Source organism: Salinibaculum salinum, from assembly GCF_037645885.1.
In the GTDB taxonomy this organism is placed as follows: Archaea; Halobacteriota; Halobacteria; order Halobacteriales; family Haloarculaceae; genus Salinibaculum; species Salinibaculum salinum.
The window spans coordinates 20967-36852 of record NZ_JBBENW010000011.1; the positions used below are offsets into that span (position 1 = coordinate 20967).

At 56.1% G+C, this 15886-nt stretch carries 10 protein-coding genes; 2 read left to right on the forward strand and 8 right to left on the reverse strand.

Going from position 1 to position 15886, the window contains the following annotated elements:
* Positions 1-205: 205 nt before the first annotated feature.
* Positions 206-529 carry a DUF6788 family protein gene (locus tag WDJ60_RS11210; protein ID WP_340100524.1) on the reverse strand — a complete coding sequence of 108 codons (324 nt, stop codon included), beginning with the start codon at positions 527-529 and terminating at the stop codon, positions 206-208.
* A gap of 138 nt (positions 530-667) precedes the next feature.
* On the opposite strand from WDJ60_RS11210, the gene WDJ60_RS11215 reads away from it, so the two are divergent.
* Together WDJ60_RS11215 and WDJ60_RS11220 are read left to right on the forward strand one after the other, a co-directional pair.
* Positions 668-1594 (forward strand): helix-turn-helix transcriptional regulator, encoded by a 927-nt coding sequence (locus WDJ60_RS11215; protein ID WP_340100525.1) that lies wholly within the window; start codon positions 668-670, stop codon positions 1592-1594.
* A complete protein-coding gene (locus WDJ60_RS11220) occupies positions 1591-2394 on the forward strand; it encodes a DUF6036 family nucleotidyltransferase (protein WP_340100526.1) in 804 nt (267 codons plus the stop codon). Before WDJ60_RS11215 ends, WDJ60_RS11220 begins: the two co-directional genes overlap by 4 nt.
* A gap of 408 nt (positions 2395-2802) precedes the next feature.
* Here the strand turns inward: WDJ60_RS11220 and WDJ60_RS11225 are convergent, their stop codons facing one another.
* From WDJ60_RS11225 to WDJ60_RS11255, 7 genes are all read right to left on the reverse strand, one after another.
* Positions 2803-4482, reverse strand: a complete 1680-nt coding sequence (locus WDJ60_RS11225; protein WP_340100527.1) for an ATP-binding protein — start codon at positions 4480-4482, stop codon at positions 2803-2805.
* A complete protein-coding gene (locus WDJ60_RS11230) occupies positions 4479-5135 on the reverse strand; it encodes a DUF8166 family protein (protein WP_340100528.1) in 657 nt (218 codons plus the stop codon). The genes WDJ60_RS11225 and WDJ60_RS11230 overlap by 4 nt, the downstream gene beginning before the upstream one ends.
* 62 nt (positions 5136-5197) lie before the next feature.
* On the reverse strand, positions 5198-6445 hold the full coding sequence (locus WDJ60_RS11235; RefSeq protein WP_340100529.1) for a DNA double-strand break repair nuclease NurA: 1248 nt from the start codon (positions 6443-6445) through the stop codon (positions 5198-5200).
* Between the two features lies 1 nt (position 6446).
* Positions 6447-9221, reverse strand: a complete 2775-nt coding sequence (locus tag WDJ60_RS11240; protein WP_340100530.1) for an SMC family ATPase — start codon at positions 9219-9221, stop codon at positions 6447-6449.
* Positions 9221-10852: a metallophosphoesterase family protein gene (locus WDJ60_RS11245; RefSeq protein ID WP_340100531.1), complete on the reverse strand. Its 1632-nt coding sequence runs from the start codon at positions 10850-10852 to the stop codon at positions 9221-9223. The genes WDJ60_RS11240 and WDJ60_RS11245 overlap by 1 nt, the downstream gene beginning before the upstream one ends.
* Before the next feature lie 223 nt (positions 10853-11075).
* Positions 11076-13175 (reverse strand): phospholipase D-like domain-containing protein, encoded by a 2100-nt coding sequence (locus WDJ60_RS11250; RefSeq protein ID WP_340100532.1) that lies wholly within the window; start codon positions 13173-13175, stop codon positions 11076-11078.
* Between the two features lie 114 nt (positions 13176-13289).
* The gene (locus tag WDJ60_RS11255; RefSeq protein WP_340100533.1) at positions 13290-15806 is read right to left on the reverse strand and encodes a Piwi domain-containing protein; all 2517 of its coding nucleotides are present in this window, start codon (positions 15804-15806) and stop codon (positions 13290-13292) included.
* Positions 15807-15886 lie beyond the last annotated feature (80 nt).

The window sequence follows — 15886 nt, forward strand, 5'->3', positions numbered from 1 at the left end:
ACACCCCTGATCACGAGTGTATCTCTCGACACGTCGGAAACGTAGAGTGGGTATCTTTACTCCCCAATTTTACCCGACCGGGCGGACTGGACCCATTCACACTGAGGAGTGTTCGATGGAGTGTTGCCATTCACACTCTTGGGGGTGTCATCTGCTACGCACCTAATTGCGCTGGCCCAAACAACCGGCTACGGTTTGGTCCCCTCTATTCGTCGGGACTGACAGGGCCTTTATACTGAGAACGGATCTTCTCTCCTTCTCGCCACTGCCAGTAGTAGTAGCGATTGTCGTTGATTTCCTTGATCGTGATCGTCGCTTTGGCAGGAACGTCATCCGGGAGATCGTCTGGTCGCTCTTCGACTTCTTCTTGATCTGCCGACTCCTCGAGACGGGCCTCTCGTTCCTTGTGCTCGGCGAGCGCTTCAGCGTACGTCGCAACGTCTCGAAGCTGCTCCGGGTTCGACTCGTTGAGCGTGTTGACGATCTCCGTCGGGAGGTTCGCCGGTGGGGTTGGGGGTTCGTAGGACATCGGCTACTCTCGTGTTAACCAACAAGACCCACGAACCCATAGTTTTGTTGGTTAAGACGATGGGGGCGGTTCTCGTGATTGAACACTGTAACACTACTCGAAACTTATTTATAAACAAGTTTCGTATTATGTTACACCGTGCTCCGGCGTATCGAACTCGAGGTCCTCGCCACGGTCGACCGCGGCGACACGATCTCCGAGATCGCGACGAAGCTCGACCACAGCGAGAGCTACCTCTCTCGTGCCGTCGGCGACCTCGTCGAAAAGGGACTCGTCTACACGGAACGCGACGGGCGGCGAAAACGAGTCGTCCCGTCGGATGCTCGCGCCGTCGAACTCTATCGGGATCTCGTCCTCCAGTACTCCCACATTGAGTTCCCCGAGCTGCTGACTGGGAAGGCAATCGAGGTACTGTACTACCTCGACCAGCCGCGAACCGTCTCCGAGATCGCCGATCGGAGCGACAACTACCGCAACACGGTCAACCGCGTGCTCAAGCGGTTTCGCGACCGTGGTCTCGTCGGAACGGACGACGGCCGCTATGACTTCAACGCCGACTTCGCCCGTCTTCATGAGTTCGCCCGTGAACTCGCACACCATCTGCATCGCCAACGCCTCGAAGCCGTCGCCCCGAAGGGCACGATTCTCTGGGAGGACTACGATGAATTCCTCGCCCAGGCCGAGACGGATATCGACGCGGAGGCGTTCCACCAAACCGGCCTCGGTCGGTTCGCGGCCTTCGACCTCCAGTTTCTGCTCACCGGCCATCGATACTACTTCTATTCCGAGGAATTCGACGCAGTCTCACCGGCGGAGCTCTGCTGTCACACGCTGTTAATCGACGACGGCAGCCGCCACCGCTCGTACTGTCTCCTCCTGCTCAGCCACGTTGACGTCGCCGAAGAGGTCCTCCGAGAGCAGGCGGCGAAGTATGACCTCGAAGACGAAATCGACGCCTTGCTGCGCTACCTCGACACGCACGGCGAGGTGGACGACGACCGGCTCCCGGAGTGGGACGAGTTCCAGGAGCTGGCGGCTGACTATGAGGTGCCACTACCACAATGAGACCAACATTCGGACGCGAGTACATCGAGAACGAATTTCAGCGAATCGCGGATGGCCTCTCAGCCCCGCTCACGGTATACCTGATCGGTGGTGGCGCGATGTCGCTGCGCGACCTCAAAGGAGCGACGAAAGACATCGACTTGGTCGTCCCGGATGGCGACGCGTACGGCCAGCTGTGGGCCGTCCTGATGGATCTCGAGTATGCAGAGGTCCAATCGCTGGATCCAGATTACCGGGCGCTGGGGGCGACGAGCTGCGTCGAGAACGACGATGGGTGTCGCCTCGACATCTTCAACCAACAGGTCGCGAACAAGCTCGTGCTCACCGACGGGATGCAAGAGCGCAGCGAACTGTTCCACGACACGGATCGGCTGACGGTTCGGCTGGTCAGCAACGAGGATATCTTCCTGTTCAAGGCGATTGCAGGCCGCGACGACGACATCGAGGATATGAATATGCTCGTGCAGGCCGGCCTCGACTACGACGTCGTTCGGGATGAACTCGAAGCCCAGATCGAACGCCTGGGGGACGATCAGTTCGCCACGTTCGCGAACGAGGCCCTGGTCGAACTTGAGGAGCGGTACGGGGTGACCACGCCGATCGAGGGCCGCGTCCAGAAGCTGACGAATAGGTACTACCGTGGGCTCGAAGTCCTCCATGCACTCGATGAACCGATGACCGTCGATGAACTGGCCGCCGAGCTTGGACAGGATATCGATGAAGTCCAGGACAGAGTCGCGTATCTTGCGGAATTCGACCGGGTTCGCCAAGAAGACCACACAGTCAGTCCAGTGGAGTAGTCCGGTCTCCGACCTTACTCAAAGTGTGTTCCATCCCGGCGTTGTCGACGAAGACGGCCTTCAAAAGCAAGTGGGGGAGTATGGGTTTGAAGCGCTCTCCTACGGACGCCGTCTCGGTGAACGGCTATTCAGCTACAAACGCCCTGAGGAACGATAGTAGCCGCTTAGAGAGACTGGTACAGATGCTTAAGGGGATTTGGAGGATATATTTGAACTGGCTTGGTGGGACATCGAGTGTGAGATACATCTCTCTCAATCCGCCAATACCGTTTCAGCCGTGAAGATCATCGCTATACCGTTACTGCTGGCGCCCGTCAAAAAGGACTCGGCAACGTTTCGAATCTTCGGTCGCCTGACTCCGTTGACGCTATTCGCGGAGGAAGTGCTGTCGTACAATGGAGAGACGATCTATATTTCCTCCTCACCGTCTAACACGCCACCTTCGTCAGAGCGTGCCGGTTTACTAGTCGACGGTGCTCGCTTCGCGTCGTCGTATGCCTCGCGCCATAGCTGATCTGCACTCAAACTGTCGGCCTTGTGGTCTGTGTGCCGGTTTCGAATTTTCGCAAGTACTGGAGTATTCACTGCGTCGCCTGAGATGATGGCTTGTCCCTTCGTCAATCCAGGTAATTCTTCTAAAACCGCCTCTCCGGCGTTTTCTATAGAGTCGCGGATCGCTTGCTGATCGTTCGGGTTGGTGATGTTCATCGTGATCTGCGTTCCGCACTGTGAGAGGACGGTTTCATCGACCTTCGACGGTCGCTGGCTGATTAGGCCAGTGCCGAGGCCGAACTTCCGGCCTTCGCTATTTACTTGTCGGATGATTTGCAACGCCTGTGAGTCCCCGTCGGGTGCGAACCGATGCGCCTCCTCAAAGAGCGTAAAAACGGGATGATCGATCTTTGATCGGACGTCGTCTGGGTTCCCCACGACCGCTGCCTCCCTGGCCGCGTACAGTTTGCGGAGCAAGACAGCGGCCATCACTTGCTGATCGCGACGGGTGAGGCCCCCCATCTGGAAGACCGTCACCTGGCCTGGATTCACGAGGTCGTCAAGATCGAGGCGATCGTACGCATCGAAAAAGTCAGATTGCATAATGTGGCGATTAATTCGCCATTTCAGACCGTCCGCTTGGCCGTCTGGATGGTTCGAGTGGCACGCTGTTATGAGCTGAGATGCGGTAAACGCCTCTTCATTCTGCAGGTCGTCGAGGGCATCATTCAGCACTGACGACATTCGTTGGGTCGGTTCGAGAATTGAGTAGAAATCATCGAAGGTCAGATCGGCCAGCTTCACCGATAACTGGTCGGAGCGGCGGAGTTCGACGGCGGGCCGGTAGCCATCCGAACTTTGGAAGGCTTCGTGATCGCACATCTGATCAAGGCTCTTGTACTCGCCGTGTGGATCGAAGACCAGCACCGAAGCTCGCGTGTCGGGCTTGAGCATCTCCTCAAGCAAAACGCTGGCAGTGTAGGACTTCCCGCTTCCTGTGGAGGCTAGGATAGCGAGATGAGTCGCCGCTATTTCGTTGACTGGTAGCTCGACAGATACTTTTTCATCAGTCCGATTCAGCAATCGGCCCATTCGCGCCATCCCAGGATCGGGTTCGTCATTGTCCCGATGTGAGGGCGGCTTGACGTTCGGAATAACTACTTCGAGCATCTCGCCCGGGGCACGATAGAGGCGGGTTCCCGAACTCGGGAGTTGTCGTGGATTTCTAAACGACTCGAACCCTGGATCGTAGTATCCGATTACGCTAGCAGTGATCCGATACAGTTCACATCCGTCTGCTTCTGCGCCGAGGGTCGTTGCGACTTGACCTGCATCGACGGTCGGATCAGCCATGAAGGATGTAGGGAGTCCCGATTCGCGTTCCCGATTATTCACTCGAGCAAGGATGATCTCGTCGTCTTCACTACCAGCTACGCACTGGCTGTAGGCAACAAACTCTCCGGTTGAGACTGCTTGTTCATCGCGAGTTGCGAACACAAATTCGCCTACTTCATCATCTGGTTCGACGACTGTACCCACGACTGGTTCGTCGGACAGGCGATCCGCAGCGAGGATAGCCGCACCATCGCTACTCACTGCAGAACACCCCGTTCGACGTTAGCCTCGTGAGCTACTTTCCTCTCGATCACCTCCAGAAGGTCGCTATACTCGTCGGTGGACTCGCGTAGTTGACTCGTAATCTCACCGACCAATTCTGCTCCGAATGCCCCAGCCACTTCCGTCAAGCGCGGATAGTACGCAAGCGAAAGATCATCATCGACGAGATGGAATCGTCGGAACGTCTGGTTTGGACACTTGTAGACGGTCGTCCCGTGGCTGATAGCGTATGCTGGGATCGAATGATCCGGATTTTCGATTCGTTTGTCCGTCTTCGAGTCGCCAGTACAACTCGCACTGCCGAGTAGCGCGATACCAACGAGCGTTGACGGCTCGTCAACTAGGCTCGGTCGAAACTGGTTAGTCGCTTCGTCTGTCCCAAGTGTCGGTCCGACGCCGCCCATCCCCGGATCGATTACTTGAGTTCCGTGGATCACCCCGATCGCTACCTCTTCGGTTTCGCTCCGACCCATCGGGAGTACCACCGGTTGACCGAATCCATAGTCGGTGGCGTCAGGTGGGTTGTCTGCGTCACGTTCTGTCAGGATCGTCGTAGTATAGTCGATAGTCGATTTCGACTGTGCGATGCTTCCGAGCGGCTTGGCGTCGGCGAAGGTGTTTCGAGCGTTCATGATGACTTTCTCTGGGTGACAGTGATTGTGATATTGGGTGTGTTTCAGTTGTGCTGTGGTGGTCATCGGCGGCGGCGCTTGCTACGGTCTTTTGGGTTCCACTCGACCGGAAATTCAGCATCCTCTCCTAATCGAAGCAACATCCGGAGGAGCTTATCCCGGTCACTCCCGGTGAGGACCGCTTCTCGATCGGCGACTTGGATGGCTTCGGGATAGCCTTGCCCGACAGCGGCTTCAGCCTGGACTGCGCGGAAGGCATACTCGAACATCGTTTCACCAGGCCAACCAACTGGTGCATCCTCTTCGATCATCCACTGGGGTACTTCGAGCCGATCTAAACTAGAGCCTTCACCGAAATCGGCGTACGTGAACCGGAGTCTGTCCCCAAACTTGTACTCTTCGCCCTGATAGGTCGTCTGTAACTGCTGTAAAGACCGGTCGCGCTGACTCTGGAAGAGTGCGGTCCGACTCCCCCACGTTTCGAGGAGTGGGGAGAAGATGGCGGCGTCACGTGCAAGTCCCGTCTCATTGAGCGCCCCAGGCTGAAGTTTCCGGATGAGGTCCGCCACATCTGACGATTGCGAGCCAGCAATATATCCAACGAGTGGGACACCGTGTGCTCGACTTGCAGCCAGTAACTCTGCCATCGCATCAACGTAGCGCTGGGTGGTCTTGTCGTCGAACAGGTTGGCATACGAGACGGAAAGGGACCCGTCAAAGAGAATCACAGGCGGGGGCTGGTGGCTCGCATACTCCTTGATCTGGTTTTTGACTGTTTCTGTCTCCCGCTCGAACCGAGCGTGTTGGGCCTGACTCTCATCAACGTACGAGTATGAGTGATCGTCTGACCCGACAACGATCTCGTCAGGCGGCACGACAGTCGTCTCAGCTTCGAGGCTATACTCGCCGTCTGCTGTGTGATGGTTGACGTACGAAACCACCTGCACCAGTGCTACTGGGATATTTAGCTCAGTAGTGGGTTCAAGTTCTGAGCCATCGACTGCGACTGTTGGAAGGCCATCGAGTACATCACTGGCCCATCGCCCAGCACTCTCATGAGATGTCCACTCTGTTGCGGTCTCAAATGGAACGGTCAGACCGTCCATGCTGTCGAATTCGGTCGTTGGTAGGGCATCAGCGTACGTCCCTGAAACGACCTCACGTACTTCCTGGGCACTCGACGCTTCTTGTTCTTCCAGTAGTGCGTCACGGTAAACGTCAGCCAGGGATCGATCGCCCGTAGCGAACTCCGCGAGGTCGTCGTGGAGCCCCTCAAGTTGATTACTCACCGCTCCTGGATCTTGGAGCATATCAATCGGCCTCCGTCGGTTGCGCCTCAGACTCTGCGTCTGAGACCACGTGCGTCTCGCGATCTGGTTTCTTGAGAGCTATCGTGTACTCGGTCATCGACTCGAACGTGTCGTCGTGAGAGATCACACAGAGCTGCTCGAACGCATCGAGGTTCTCGAGCTGCCGGACCAGATTGTTCTTTTTTTCATCGTCGAGGTTCGACGTGGGTTCGTCGAGTACCGCGATGTCGAGCGGGCTGATCTGTTCCATGATTGCCAGACGCACCGCCAGCGCGGCTGCCATCTTTTCCCCGCCCGAGAGATTACCGAAGGACTTGCGTTGACTACCGTCTTGGATGGTGATCTGGTATGTTTCGTCCCATGTCAGACTCTCCCGACCGGTTCCTCGGAGAGCCTGGTAGATCTGGTTTGCTCGCTCACCGATACGATTAGCGATTAGCTCCCGCATCTTTGGTCCAGCGTCTCGGACGCCATCTCGAACCGTATCGGCGAATTTGATGTCCCGCTCGAGTTGTACGTGGGTCTCCTTCCACCGTTCGAGCTGCGAATCGATGGTCTCGAGTCGTTCTACCTTGGACTGAATCTCCTCTAACTCGTCCTGTGCTTTATTAAGTTCAGTATCGAGTCTTGTTTCCTTACTGTCCAGGTCGTCAATCTGCTCGTTGAGTTCGGCGTGGCGGTCGGCGTTGAACTCTGCTTCTACTTGCTTTAGTTCTTGTTTCGCTTCTCGCCGGTCGCGCTCGAGCTTTTCTACCTCCTCGTACAGACCATACACTCGCTCACGACGTTCGTCGAGCCGTTCAGCGTCGGCTTCGTTCCGAACATACCGGTTGTGAGCCTCCTCGGTCGCCTTCTTGATTTTCTCTTGCTCGGCAATTTGCTCGTCTAGACCATCGAACTCCTTCTCCAGCCGATGTTCCAGCTGGGCGACCTCGCGGGCGGCTTCATACATCTCCTCGCGACCCTCGTCGACTGCCTCGATTGCATCGCACTTCTGCTGGTACTCGAATTCCACCTCTTCGTAGGCATCGTGGTCGTCTTCGAGTTCTGACTGCTCCTGCTTGAGATCATCCAGCTGTTTGGCAACTGGCTCGAGCTCTTCACACTCATCTACGAGGAGTTCGCGCCGCTTCTCTATCTCCTCGACCTCTTTTTCGAACTCTTTTAGCCGGTCTCGCTCGGCCTCGAGACTGGCGACTGCCTCTTGGGCACTTCTCGCAAGATCCAGCCCGGTACGGACAGCGGGGAGGCGTGCTTCCGCGTCCTCGATCGCAGCTTGCTGGCTCTCGATCTGGTTCTCGATGTTCTTGATGACTTTGTCCCGGAGGTCGGCATCCATCGAGCGATCACAGGTCGGACAAGTTGCCTCCTCCGAGTGATTGTGGTCCTGGCTATCGATGTTGACGGCAAGTAGCCTCTCACGTTGCTCACGGAGATCCTCCATTTTTTCTGATTTCTGGTCGATCTCCGCTTGGAGATCGGCGCGCATCTCGTCGAGTTCGTCAGCTGCCTCAGCGAGCGATTCCTTTGACTCTAGATTCGCGATTTTCTCTTTCTGGTCTGCGACTTTTTCTTCTGCTGCTGGAAGCTCGGTATCGTCGATCTGCTCGACTAGGGTCTCATTGTTTTTGATCCGCTGGGTAGCCTCTTCGGCCTCCTCTATCTCATCGTTTAGCTCTTTGTAACGCTCATGGGCCTCTTCGAGTTTGGCCATCTGCTCTTCAGCCGCCTGGGCCTCTTCAGCTCGACCCTGTACGGTCTCGTACTCGCGCTTTGCGTCCCTGTACGCCGTGGTTGCCTCATTCACCCTGCTCTCAAGTTTGTCCCGTTCACGCTTCTGCTCGCGCAAGTTATCGAGGCGCTCGTCCGCTTTGCAATACTGGTTGTGTTCTTCTGCCGTCTCGTCAACAGCGTTCGCAGCAGTTCGAGCTTCTCCAAGGTCAGACCGTGCTGTATCGAGCTGTTCGAGCTTACCTTGGATCTGATTCTTGCTGTTGTCGACTGTCTGTTTCAGTTCATCTTGGCGTTCCTTTAGCTCGTCCAGATTGTCGAATTCCTCCCTGGCATCGGTGAGCTTCGACCGTACATCGTCGAGCTTCCCCGACAGCTCTTTGACCTCTTCCCGTTGTTCTTCGAGAGCTTCTTGCTGCTCGGGGAGGTCCTCGACCATCCCTTGGAGTTTATTGATCCGCTCGCTGGCTGTCTGCCTGCGCTGATCCAACTCGTCGACTGGTTGTTTCAGGTTGTGGGTGCTCTGTGAACTCCACGCCTGTTCGTAGACATCAAGTCCCAGCAACGGATCGAACTGTTCTTCTCGAGTCCGCTTCGAACCACGGAAGTCGGAGAGGAATTTCGTCTGCTCTACACCCAGACATTTCTCCCATAGGGTGGACAGGTCGACGTCGCTCTCCTTATCGAGACTGAACTTGCGACGGATCCAGTCTTTTACCTCGTCGTGAGTATCGAGCTCCAATTCTGCATCATCGGTCTCGTGATTGACGTTGTATGTGCCGTCGGTACCGCGTTCGACAGTAAACTCTTCTCCGTCGATCTCGAAGCTCACCCAAACTGTTCCTGAGGATTCCCCTTTCCGGACGAATTCATCCTGGTTACTGTACGGTAGGGTGTTGAACAGCGCAAACCCGATCGCTTCGGCGATTGTTGACTTCCCAGAGCCGTTCTCGCCGAGGATCGCCGTCACTCCTTCTCCGAGGGAGATCGTCGTTTTGTCGTCGTAGCTTTTGACGTTCTCTAAACTAACCTCAGTCACGCGCATCAGTTCTCACCTCCTTTCGTAGCTACTGATGTATCGTCATCCACATCCTCAGGTACTTCGCCGACAGCTGGACTATCTTCAGATCCGGCTTCTGTTGTTCGTATGGCAGCCTCTACTGGATCGACCTCTTCACCAGCGTATACTGCGTTGAAAATTTCGTCATCAATCCCTCCGTCGTCAGCACGATCGGCAACCTCGTCAAACGTCGGATCAACTGACCCGACACCTCCAGAAAACGCTTCTTGCCGGCGTTCCTGCAGGTAGTCGGCGATAGACTCACCGCTAGCCTGCTCTTCGATCACTAATTCTTTTGCATGGGCAAGTGCCTCTGCAGTCGCTTCTGGATCCTCGCTGTATGGTGTCTGCTCCGCTACTGTAGTGAACACTTCATCTTCGAGGATCTCGGTCCGGAGCGTACCGGTGTCTGTGAAGACCGCATCTTCATCCATATCCTCGACGAGGTCGACGATCTCTGCTGTGGTGACACTCGCTTTAGTCTGGACGTGGACCGCGTTGGTCACCTCTGTAATCTTCGATTCCAGGGCTTCGACATCGAGATCCCGACGGTCAAAATCGAGGTGGCCCTGAATCTGGAGGTCGATGACTGGACTTCGAGGATCGCCGTCTTTTGTGGTGTATTCGTCACGGCTGCACCAGGTTTCGATGTCTCCACGCTTGCTATTGACCGCTTCGCCGAACTCGTCGACGAGATCGCTCCATCTCTCGTATCCGTCGACATCCCAGACGAAGGTGTAGAAGGGTCTACGTTTGCTCGTCTGGTGTTTTGCATCGAAGCCTTCTGCACCTATCTCGGTTACATAGTAGCCTAACTCCCAGCGGGCTTCCTCTGTGCTGTGGGCTTCGAGCGAGCCGGGATTGAAAAACCACGGAGCGTCACCGGGGCCCTCGTACGGCTTGTGGATGTGCCCAAGTGCGAGATAGTCGACTACGTCTTCGAGCTGCTGGAGTGTTGAGTATCGGGCTGCGGCCCCGAGATCAGGCACCTCGTCTGCTACACCAAAGTGGCCCATCAGCACAGTGTGACTGGGTTCACCAGCGCGATCATTGATTGCCTTGATAGCAGTCTTCGTTTGTTCGAGTGCCGTATCGATGTATCCCCCTCGATACTCCAGACCAAAGACACGAAGAGGGGATTCGAACCCAGACACTTCGAGATCGACGTAACCGGGGACCGTTCCCTCGACACCTGTCCCCTCTCCCTCACTTGCCGCCTGTGGTGAGGGGAACAGTTTCTCGACGGATCGTTCATCCTGGCTAATGCTGGCAAAGTCCGGTTGAAGCAGCGTGATAGCGTCACGCTGGTGGAGATATTCTAGCCAGGTCATCTCGCGTCGATCGAGGTTCTGATCGTGGTTACCCGGCGTGACCAGCACAGGAACGTCGTCAGGAACGACATCAAGAGCTCGCTCGGCTGTCTCGAGAACACTTGGACGTAGATCCCTGGAATGGAAGAGGTCGCCCGGGATGAAGACGGCGTCAATACTGTGATCGCCGACCGCATCTTTGAGCGTTCTCTTGAAAGTGGCGTACATGTCGCGTTCACGCTGTGCGCGATTATACTGGCGGTGACCGAGGTGGATGTCGGCTGTATGAAGGAATTGGTAGGTCATTGCTGAATGTTCACGAAATAGTGGGACGGGACGGTCGAGTGTGAGATACTGTGGTCGAATCCGGGTGTGTTTCCATCACATAGTTGTAAATTAACGCCCGTGGTCAGTTGCAGGAGCTCAGCGGGCTCTGAAGCTACCTTAAACAGCGATAGCCGAACGCTGTGCAGAGCCGACATTCTGCCCTGCCGGCTGTTTTCCCACAGCCCATCCGGATCGGTTGTGCTCATCCAAAAATCGCCCTCCTGAGCCGCGAGGTAACGCCGTTGGTGCTGGCGTTCTCTTCCTCTGTGTTGGCTTCTTCATCGGGTTGGAGTCCGACTGGATCCTCACCGAACCATTCGATGAAGTTGTCGACGTGTTTGATCTCGATCTCGCGACCGCTAGGTTCGGGCCGCATCCGTGTTGGGAGCGACCGGCAGTACGACCGTACATCGAACGACATTTCTTCGTTAAACGTTGCGACGAGGTTCCCGTTGTACTCGCTGAATTCGACCTGTCCCCGGTCGTGTGCCCGGTGCCATTTCCCCTTCGCGGTATCGTGGTGTTCGTCTGCAGGCTTACGCGGGAAGTACTCTGGAACTTCCCGATTTGCTGTGTCGTATAGCGTGAGAAACGCTTGCCGAGCGTCGTATAGCGTGTCGTTCGATTCGCGAAGTTCAATGTCACGTTCCCCGAGTACGTAGGTGAACCACTCGAAAACGGGGCTGTCTTGGTCGATGACTTCACCGACTTCGTGGCGTGATTTGAAGGTTCCCTCGAAGAACACGTCGAAGTGGAGGATCTTCGCTCGATTCCGGAACCACTTCTTTGGCCGCTTGTTGTTCGAGATGAAGGCGATCCCCGGATACTGGATGTCACCTGGCCAGTTCTTCCAGTAGTTGCGAAGCGGCCCGTCGATCTGGTTGTCGATCTTGTTCTTGGTCACGTCGTCGACGACCAGCGGGAACGCAGAGTCGACCTTTCGTAGACCACGGACCTGGCGGGTACCGATCTCATCAGCATCGGCGGGTTCATCGACAACACTGTGGGAGATGAGTGAGAGTGCGAACTGGGCAAACGTGCCCTTTCCTGCGTTCGACTCGCCGTAGATGTATAGGAAAGGTAGTGCGTCGTCAAGTGTGAGATTCGCATCCCGGAACCGGGAGGCGTACTTGTTGATGAACGGCGCCCAGAAGAACCAGAGGAGCGCCTCGAACATGTGGGCCTTGACGGCGTCGTAGTCGTTGGAGTCTCCGTACCGCTCGACCGTCTCGAAGTAGGCCTCGAGGTCAGCGAGTGCCGCGTCAATCCGAGACGGATCATCGGGAAGACCGTCAGCCATCAGCCCGTGTCGGCGGGAAGGCCCTTCCATTACCAGTCTGCCGTCGTCTTCCCTGAACCACATCTTCGGAATTCCGTACTCCTCTTGGAGGTATTCTGTGTAGGCCTGGGGAGTCGTCCTTATGACGTCGTCTTTGATTGTTGTGTTGTCGTAGTCTCGGAGCCCCTCGAACGCGGTCGATCCATTATCGAATCCCCGTCGAGAGAGTGATATTCGCTCCTCGATGACCTCGTCTGCCTCTTCGGCATCGTTGGCAAACGAGACTGTGGTGTCAGCCTCTTCTGGATCGTCCGTGAGCGCGTGGATCTCGACATCGACGTCGTCGAGCTCTTGAGTTACCTTCTTGTTGAGTTCAGTCACCTCGTCATGGTCGCCTACGCGCCCGTCTACCCACGCCGAGATGCGCTCGCGTTCGTCGTCCTTGGTCTCGATTTCTTCAAGTTCGTCGATGAGACCGGACATGAACTCGGTCGTGTAGTCCTCTTTCTGGGTCTCGTACGCCTGCTTAAACGCCTCGTCGAGACTGGATGTCCCGTCGGTGTGAAAGAGAACGACCGTGTTGGTCTGTTTCGTGTTCTCCCAGGCCTGCTTCGAGAGATTTGCCGATCCCAGAATGAGGGTGTGGCTGCCATCGTGCTTGGTTATCCGGTACAGCTTGGTGTGAAGAATGGATCGCGATGAGTCGAGATTGTATATCCTGAGTCGACCGTCCTCGATGAGCTCCTTCATCCGATACGCCTCGTCGACGTGATTCGTGAGCTTGTCGCGGTATTGCTCAGGTGTCCGATCACCTACGACAACCTCGAGGGAGTCTATCTCGATGTTCTCGTCTGTTTCCAGGAGACGAAGGATGAGCTGGGGGGAGTCGCAGTACGTTATCGTCTGGATCTCTGCTGCGTCTTCGAACACGTCGGTAAACGACCCCCACGATCGGAGGACTCGGATCTCCGTCTCGACATCATCGTCGTCGAAAGCCGTCTGGAAGGTCCACCTATCAGTCATTGCCCCCACCTCCGACAGACTGAGTGCTGTCACAGTCCGGTTGGGGCCGATACCACAGTGCAGTTCTGGGATGGGTTTTGGGAATCATGGATTGGTGAGTAACTCTATTATTGATCATACGTACGGAACTCCGCGGATGAGTTCTCCGTTCAGGAGGAATCCCCTCCGTGCGTGGTCGGCACACCGGTCGGCGTAGTAGGTCGTCACTGGGAGCCGAGTACTCCGTTGTGCACTTCCGATGTGACTCTCGCTCAGCCAGTACACCTGCTTCAGTAGCGTCGGCATGGGTGTGTCTCCAGCTCGGCGAACTACACGAAGAGCTCGGGGAGTCCCCAGCCCGTCGCTCTCGTCGAACTCTGGACGCCCGGTCGTTGTGAGGAATCCGTAATCGCCGTGCTTAGCGACGAAGAGACGTCCCTTGTTGTCGATCTTGAAATCGCCGTCCTCGCGGACTGCGGCACGGGGAGCGCCACTCTTTCGGATGTCGAGGATGTCGATATCAATCTCGGTCTCCGCGAACGGTTCGAGGATCTTACCGACGTCTTCGAATAGCCTTCCGTCCCGGTGGATAACGATACTCTCCGGCGATCTCCCCTCCGACCGAACGAACTCCCGGTGAATGTCTTTGAGTACGTCGACGATAGCGTCTTCGTCGAACGTCTCGCCGGACTGTAGCGACTGCGTCTTTGACACGAATACCGTCCCGTCGGCGAGCACGACATTCGCACTGGCACCCAGGAACTGTCCAGATGCTGGGTCTCGAGTCGCGTCCAATCCGACGAAGCAATCAACGTCGCCAGGCATCTCGCCGACGCGCCACGGGACACCACCAGCACCTGCGACGAGCCCGAGTGCGGTATTGTCTGTTACCCACTTGTTATCGAGGTTGGTCATCCGAACCATCTGCGTCGGAATACGCTGTTTTCCGAACGCTTTCTTGAACTCTGGATATGGATCGTCTATCGTACCTTCAGTAATGGAGTCGGCATCAGGGGATGGAACGACGATCAGTGCCGCGTCCGCATCGTGGATTGCAGCGGCTGCTTCGTTGTACTCGATCGCCTTCCCTAGCTCGTATTCGGTGTAGCTCTTCTTGTCTGGTGGGCAGTCGATGTCTCGTAATTTCCTTTCGAGTCGGTCACGGAGGGTCTCGAATTCGTCTGCGACGCTTTCTGGGACGAGGTAGTGAATGTGGAAGGAGGACGGACGTTCGTAGACGCCGTGGCGCTGGAGACCCCTCCTTGGCACACCGGCCATCCGACCGTCCCCAAACTGGAGGTTGTCGGATTGGCTGACTTCCGCCGACATGAACGAGAGGCTTGGGCCGGCTGGATTCGGTTCTACCCGGGCGTCAACTTCCGGTAGTGCATCGAGTTCCTGAACGAACGCGGTTGCCTTCCGGAACCGCTCGTTGGGAAGCATCTTTGCTGATCGGTCCCATTCTTGGTGGAACCGCGGTGAGACGGCCTTGACGACCTCCTTCCGTGGAGCGACCCGGAGTAAGTGGGGAACGTGGACATCTGTCTCGTCGTCATCTGGATCATAGCACACCTCGACGAGTTTTGGATCCACGTCGCGGAGTTCGTTAGCAAGATCCTCGGAGATGCGACCCCTCTGCTCGTACCAGTCGGCGAGTGATTGGTTCCCGAGTTCTTGAAGCGGATCGGTGAAGTGTGCGTCGGCGAATCCTTTCAGTGTTCCACTTCCCGGGACATCATAGGTTTCTGGATCGTGCTCGACAGAGGTATCGACGAAATCTTCGATGTCGGCATCCACCTGATCCACGTACTCGTCGACAGTAACCTGGCTCCGAGTGTGGTACCGAACTTCGACTCCAACGAACGCATCGCCCGACGGGAATAGTTCGATTCGCGCCTCATACGCGAGACATGCTTCAAACAGTGAATCTGAGCCGACGATATCGGGATCTCGTTCCAGAATTCGGTTGATCTGCTGTGCTTCGTAGGAGTCCCCGTCCACAGCCCGCTTGAGTGCGTGCTTGAGCAGCCGTTCGATCTGATTGTTCTCTGTTCGCTCACTGGCTCGAAGCGTCGTCTGCTGTTCCTCTGCGAGTACGAAGGGGTCTGGTAATTCAAAATTCAGACGACCTGTTGAGACGATGTTCAAGGCCCCCGCATGGGTTACAAGCGAGTCAGTACACTTTCGAAGGTACGACGCTAAGTCGTATGTGGCATCCATTGGCGAGTTGTCGAAGGTGCCCTCCGCTTGTATCTGGTACTTGTAGACTGACAACTCCGCGAAATCGCTGTCTAGGGGATACAGCGACAGATACGGGAGACCGTCCTCAACGGTTTCGAACAACTGTTTGTTTTGAGCGATCTCTCTGGGGGGATCGATTGGGGTGGCCCGCAGTCTCGAGGAACCATTCAAGCTCTTCTCTCCCTGGAAGACGTTACCACGCGCGTTGTCGAGTTTGTACCACTGTTCCAACTCCCAGTCGAAATCACTCAGTGCGTTATTCTTCCAAATCGTGAGTGGGAACTTGTTCCCGGCAGTGTCACGGACCTCGAAGCGCTGTGCCATCTTCTCAGAGGGACAATCTAACTCCGCCATAACCTGCACCCGCATGTCGATTCGCTCATTGTCCTCAATGTCGGGCTGGGTTGACATCTATCCAAACATTGACTACCCAATGTCAAAAGTTTTGCGACTAGACGAATTACAAATACAGTAAATTCGCCAAAGGTGAA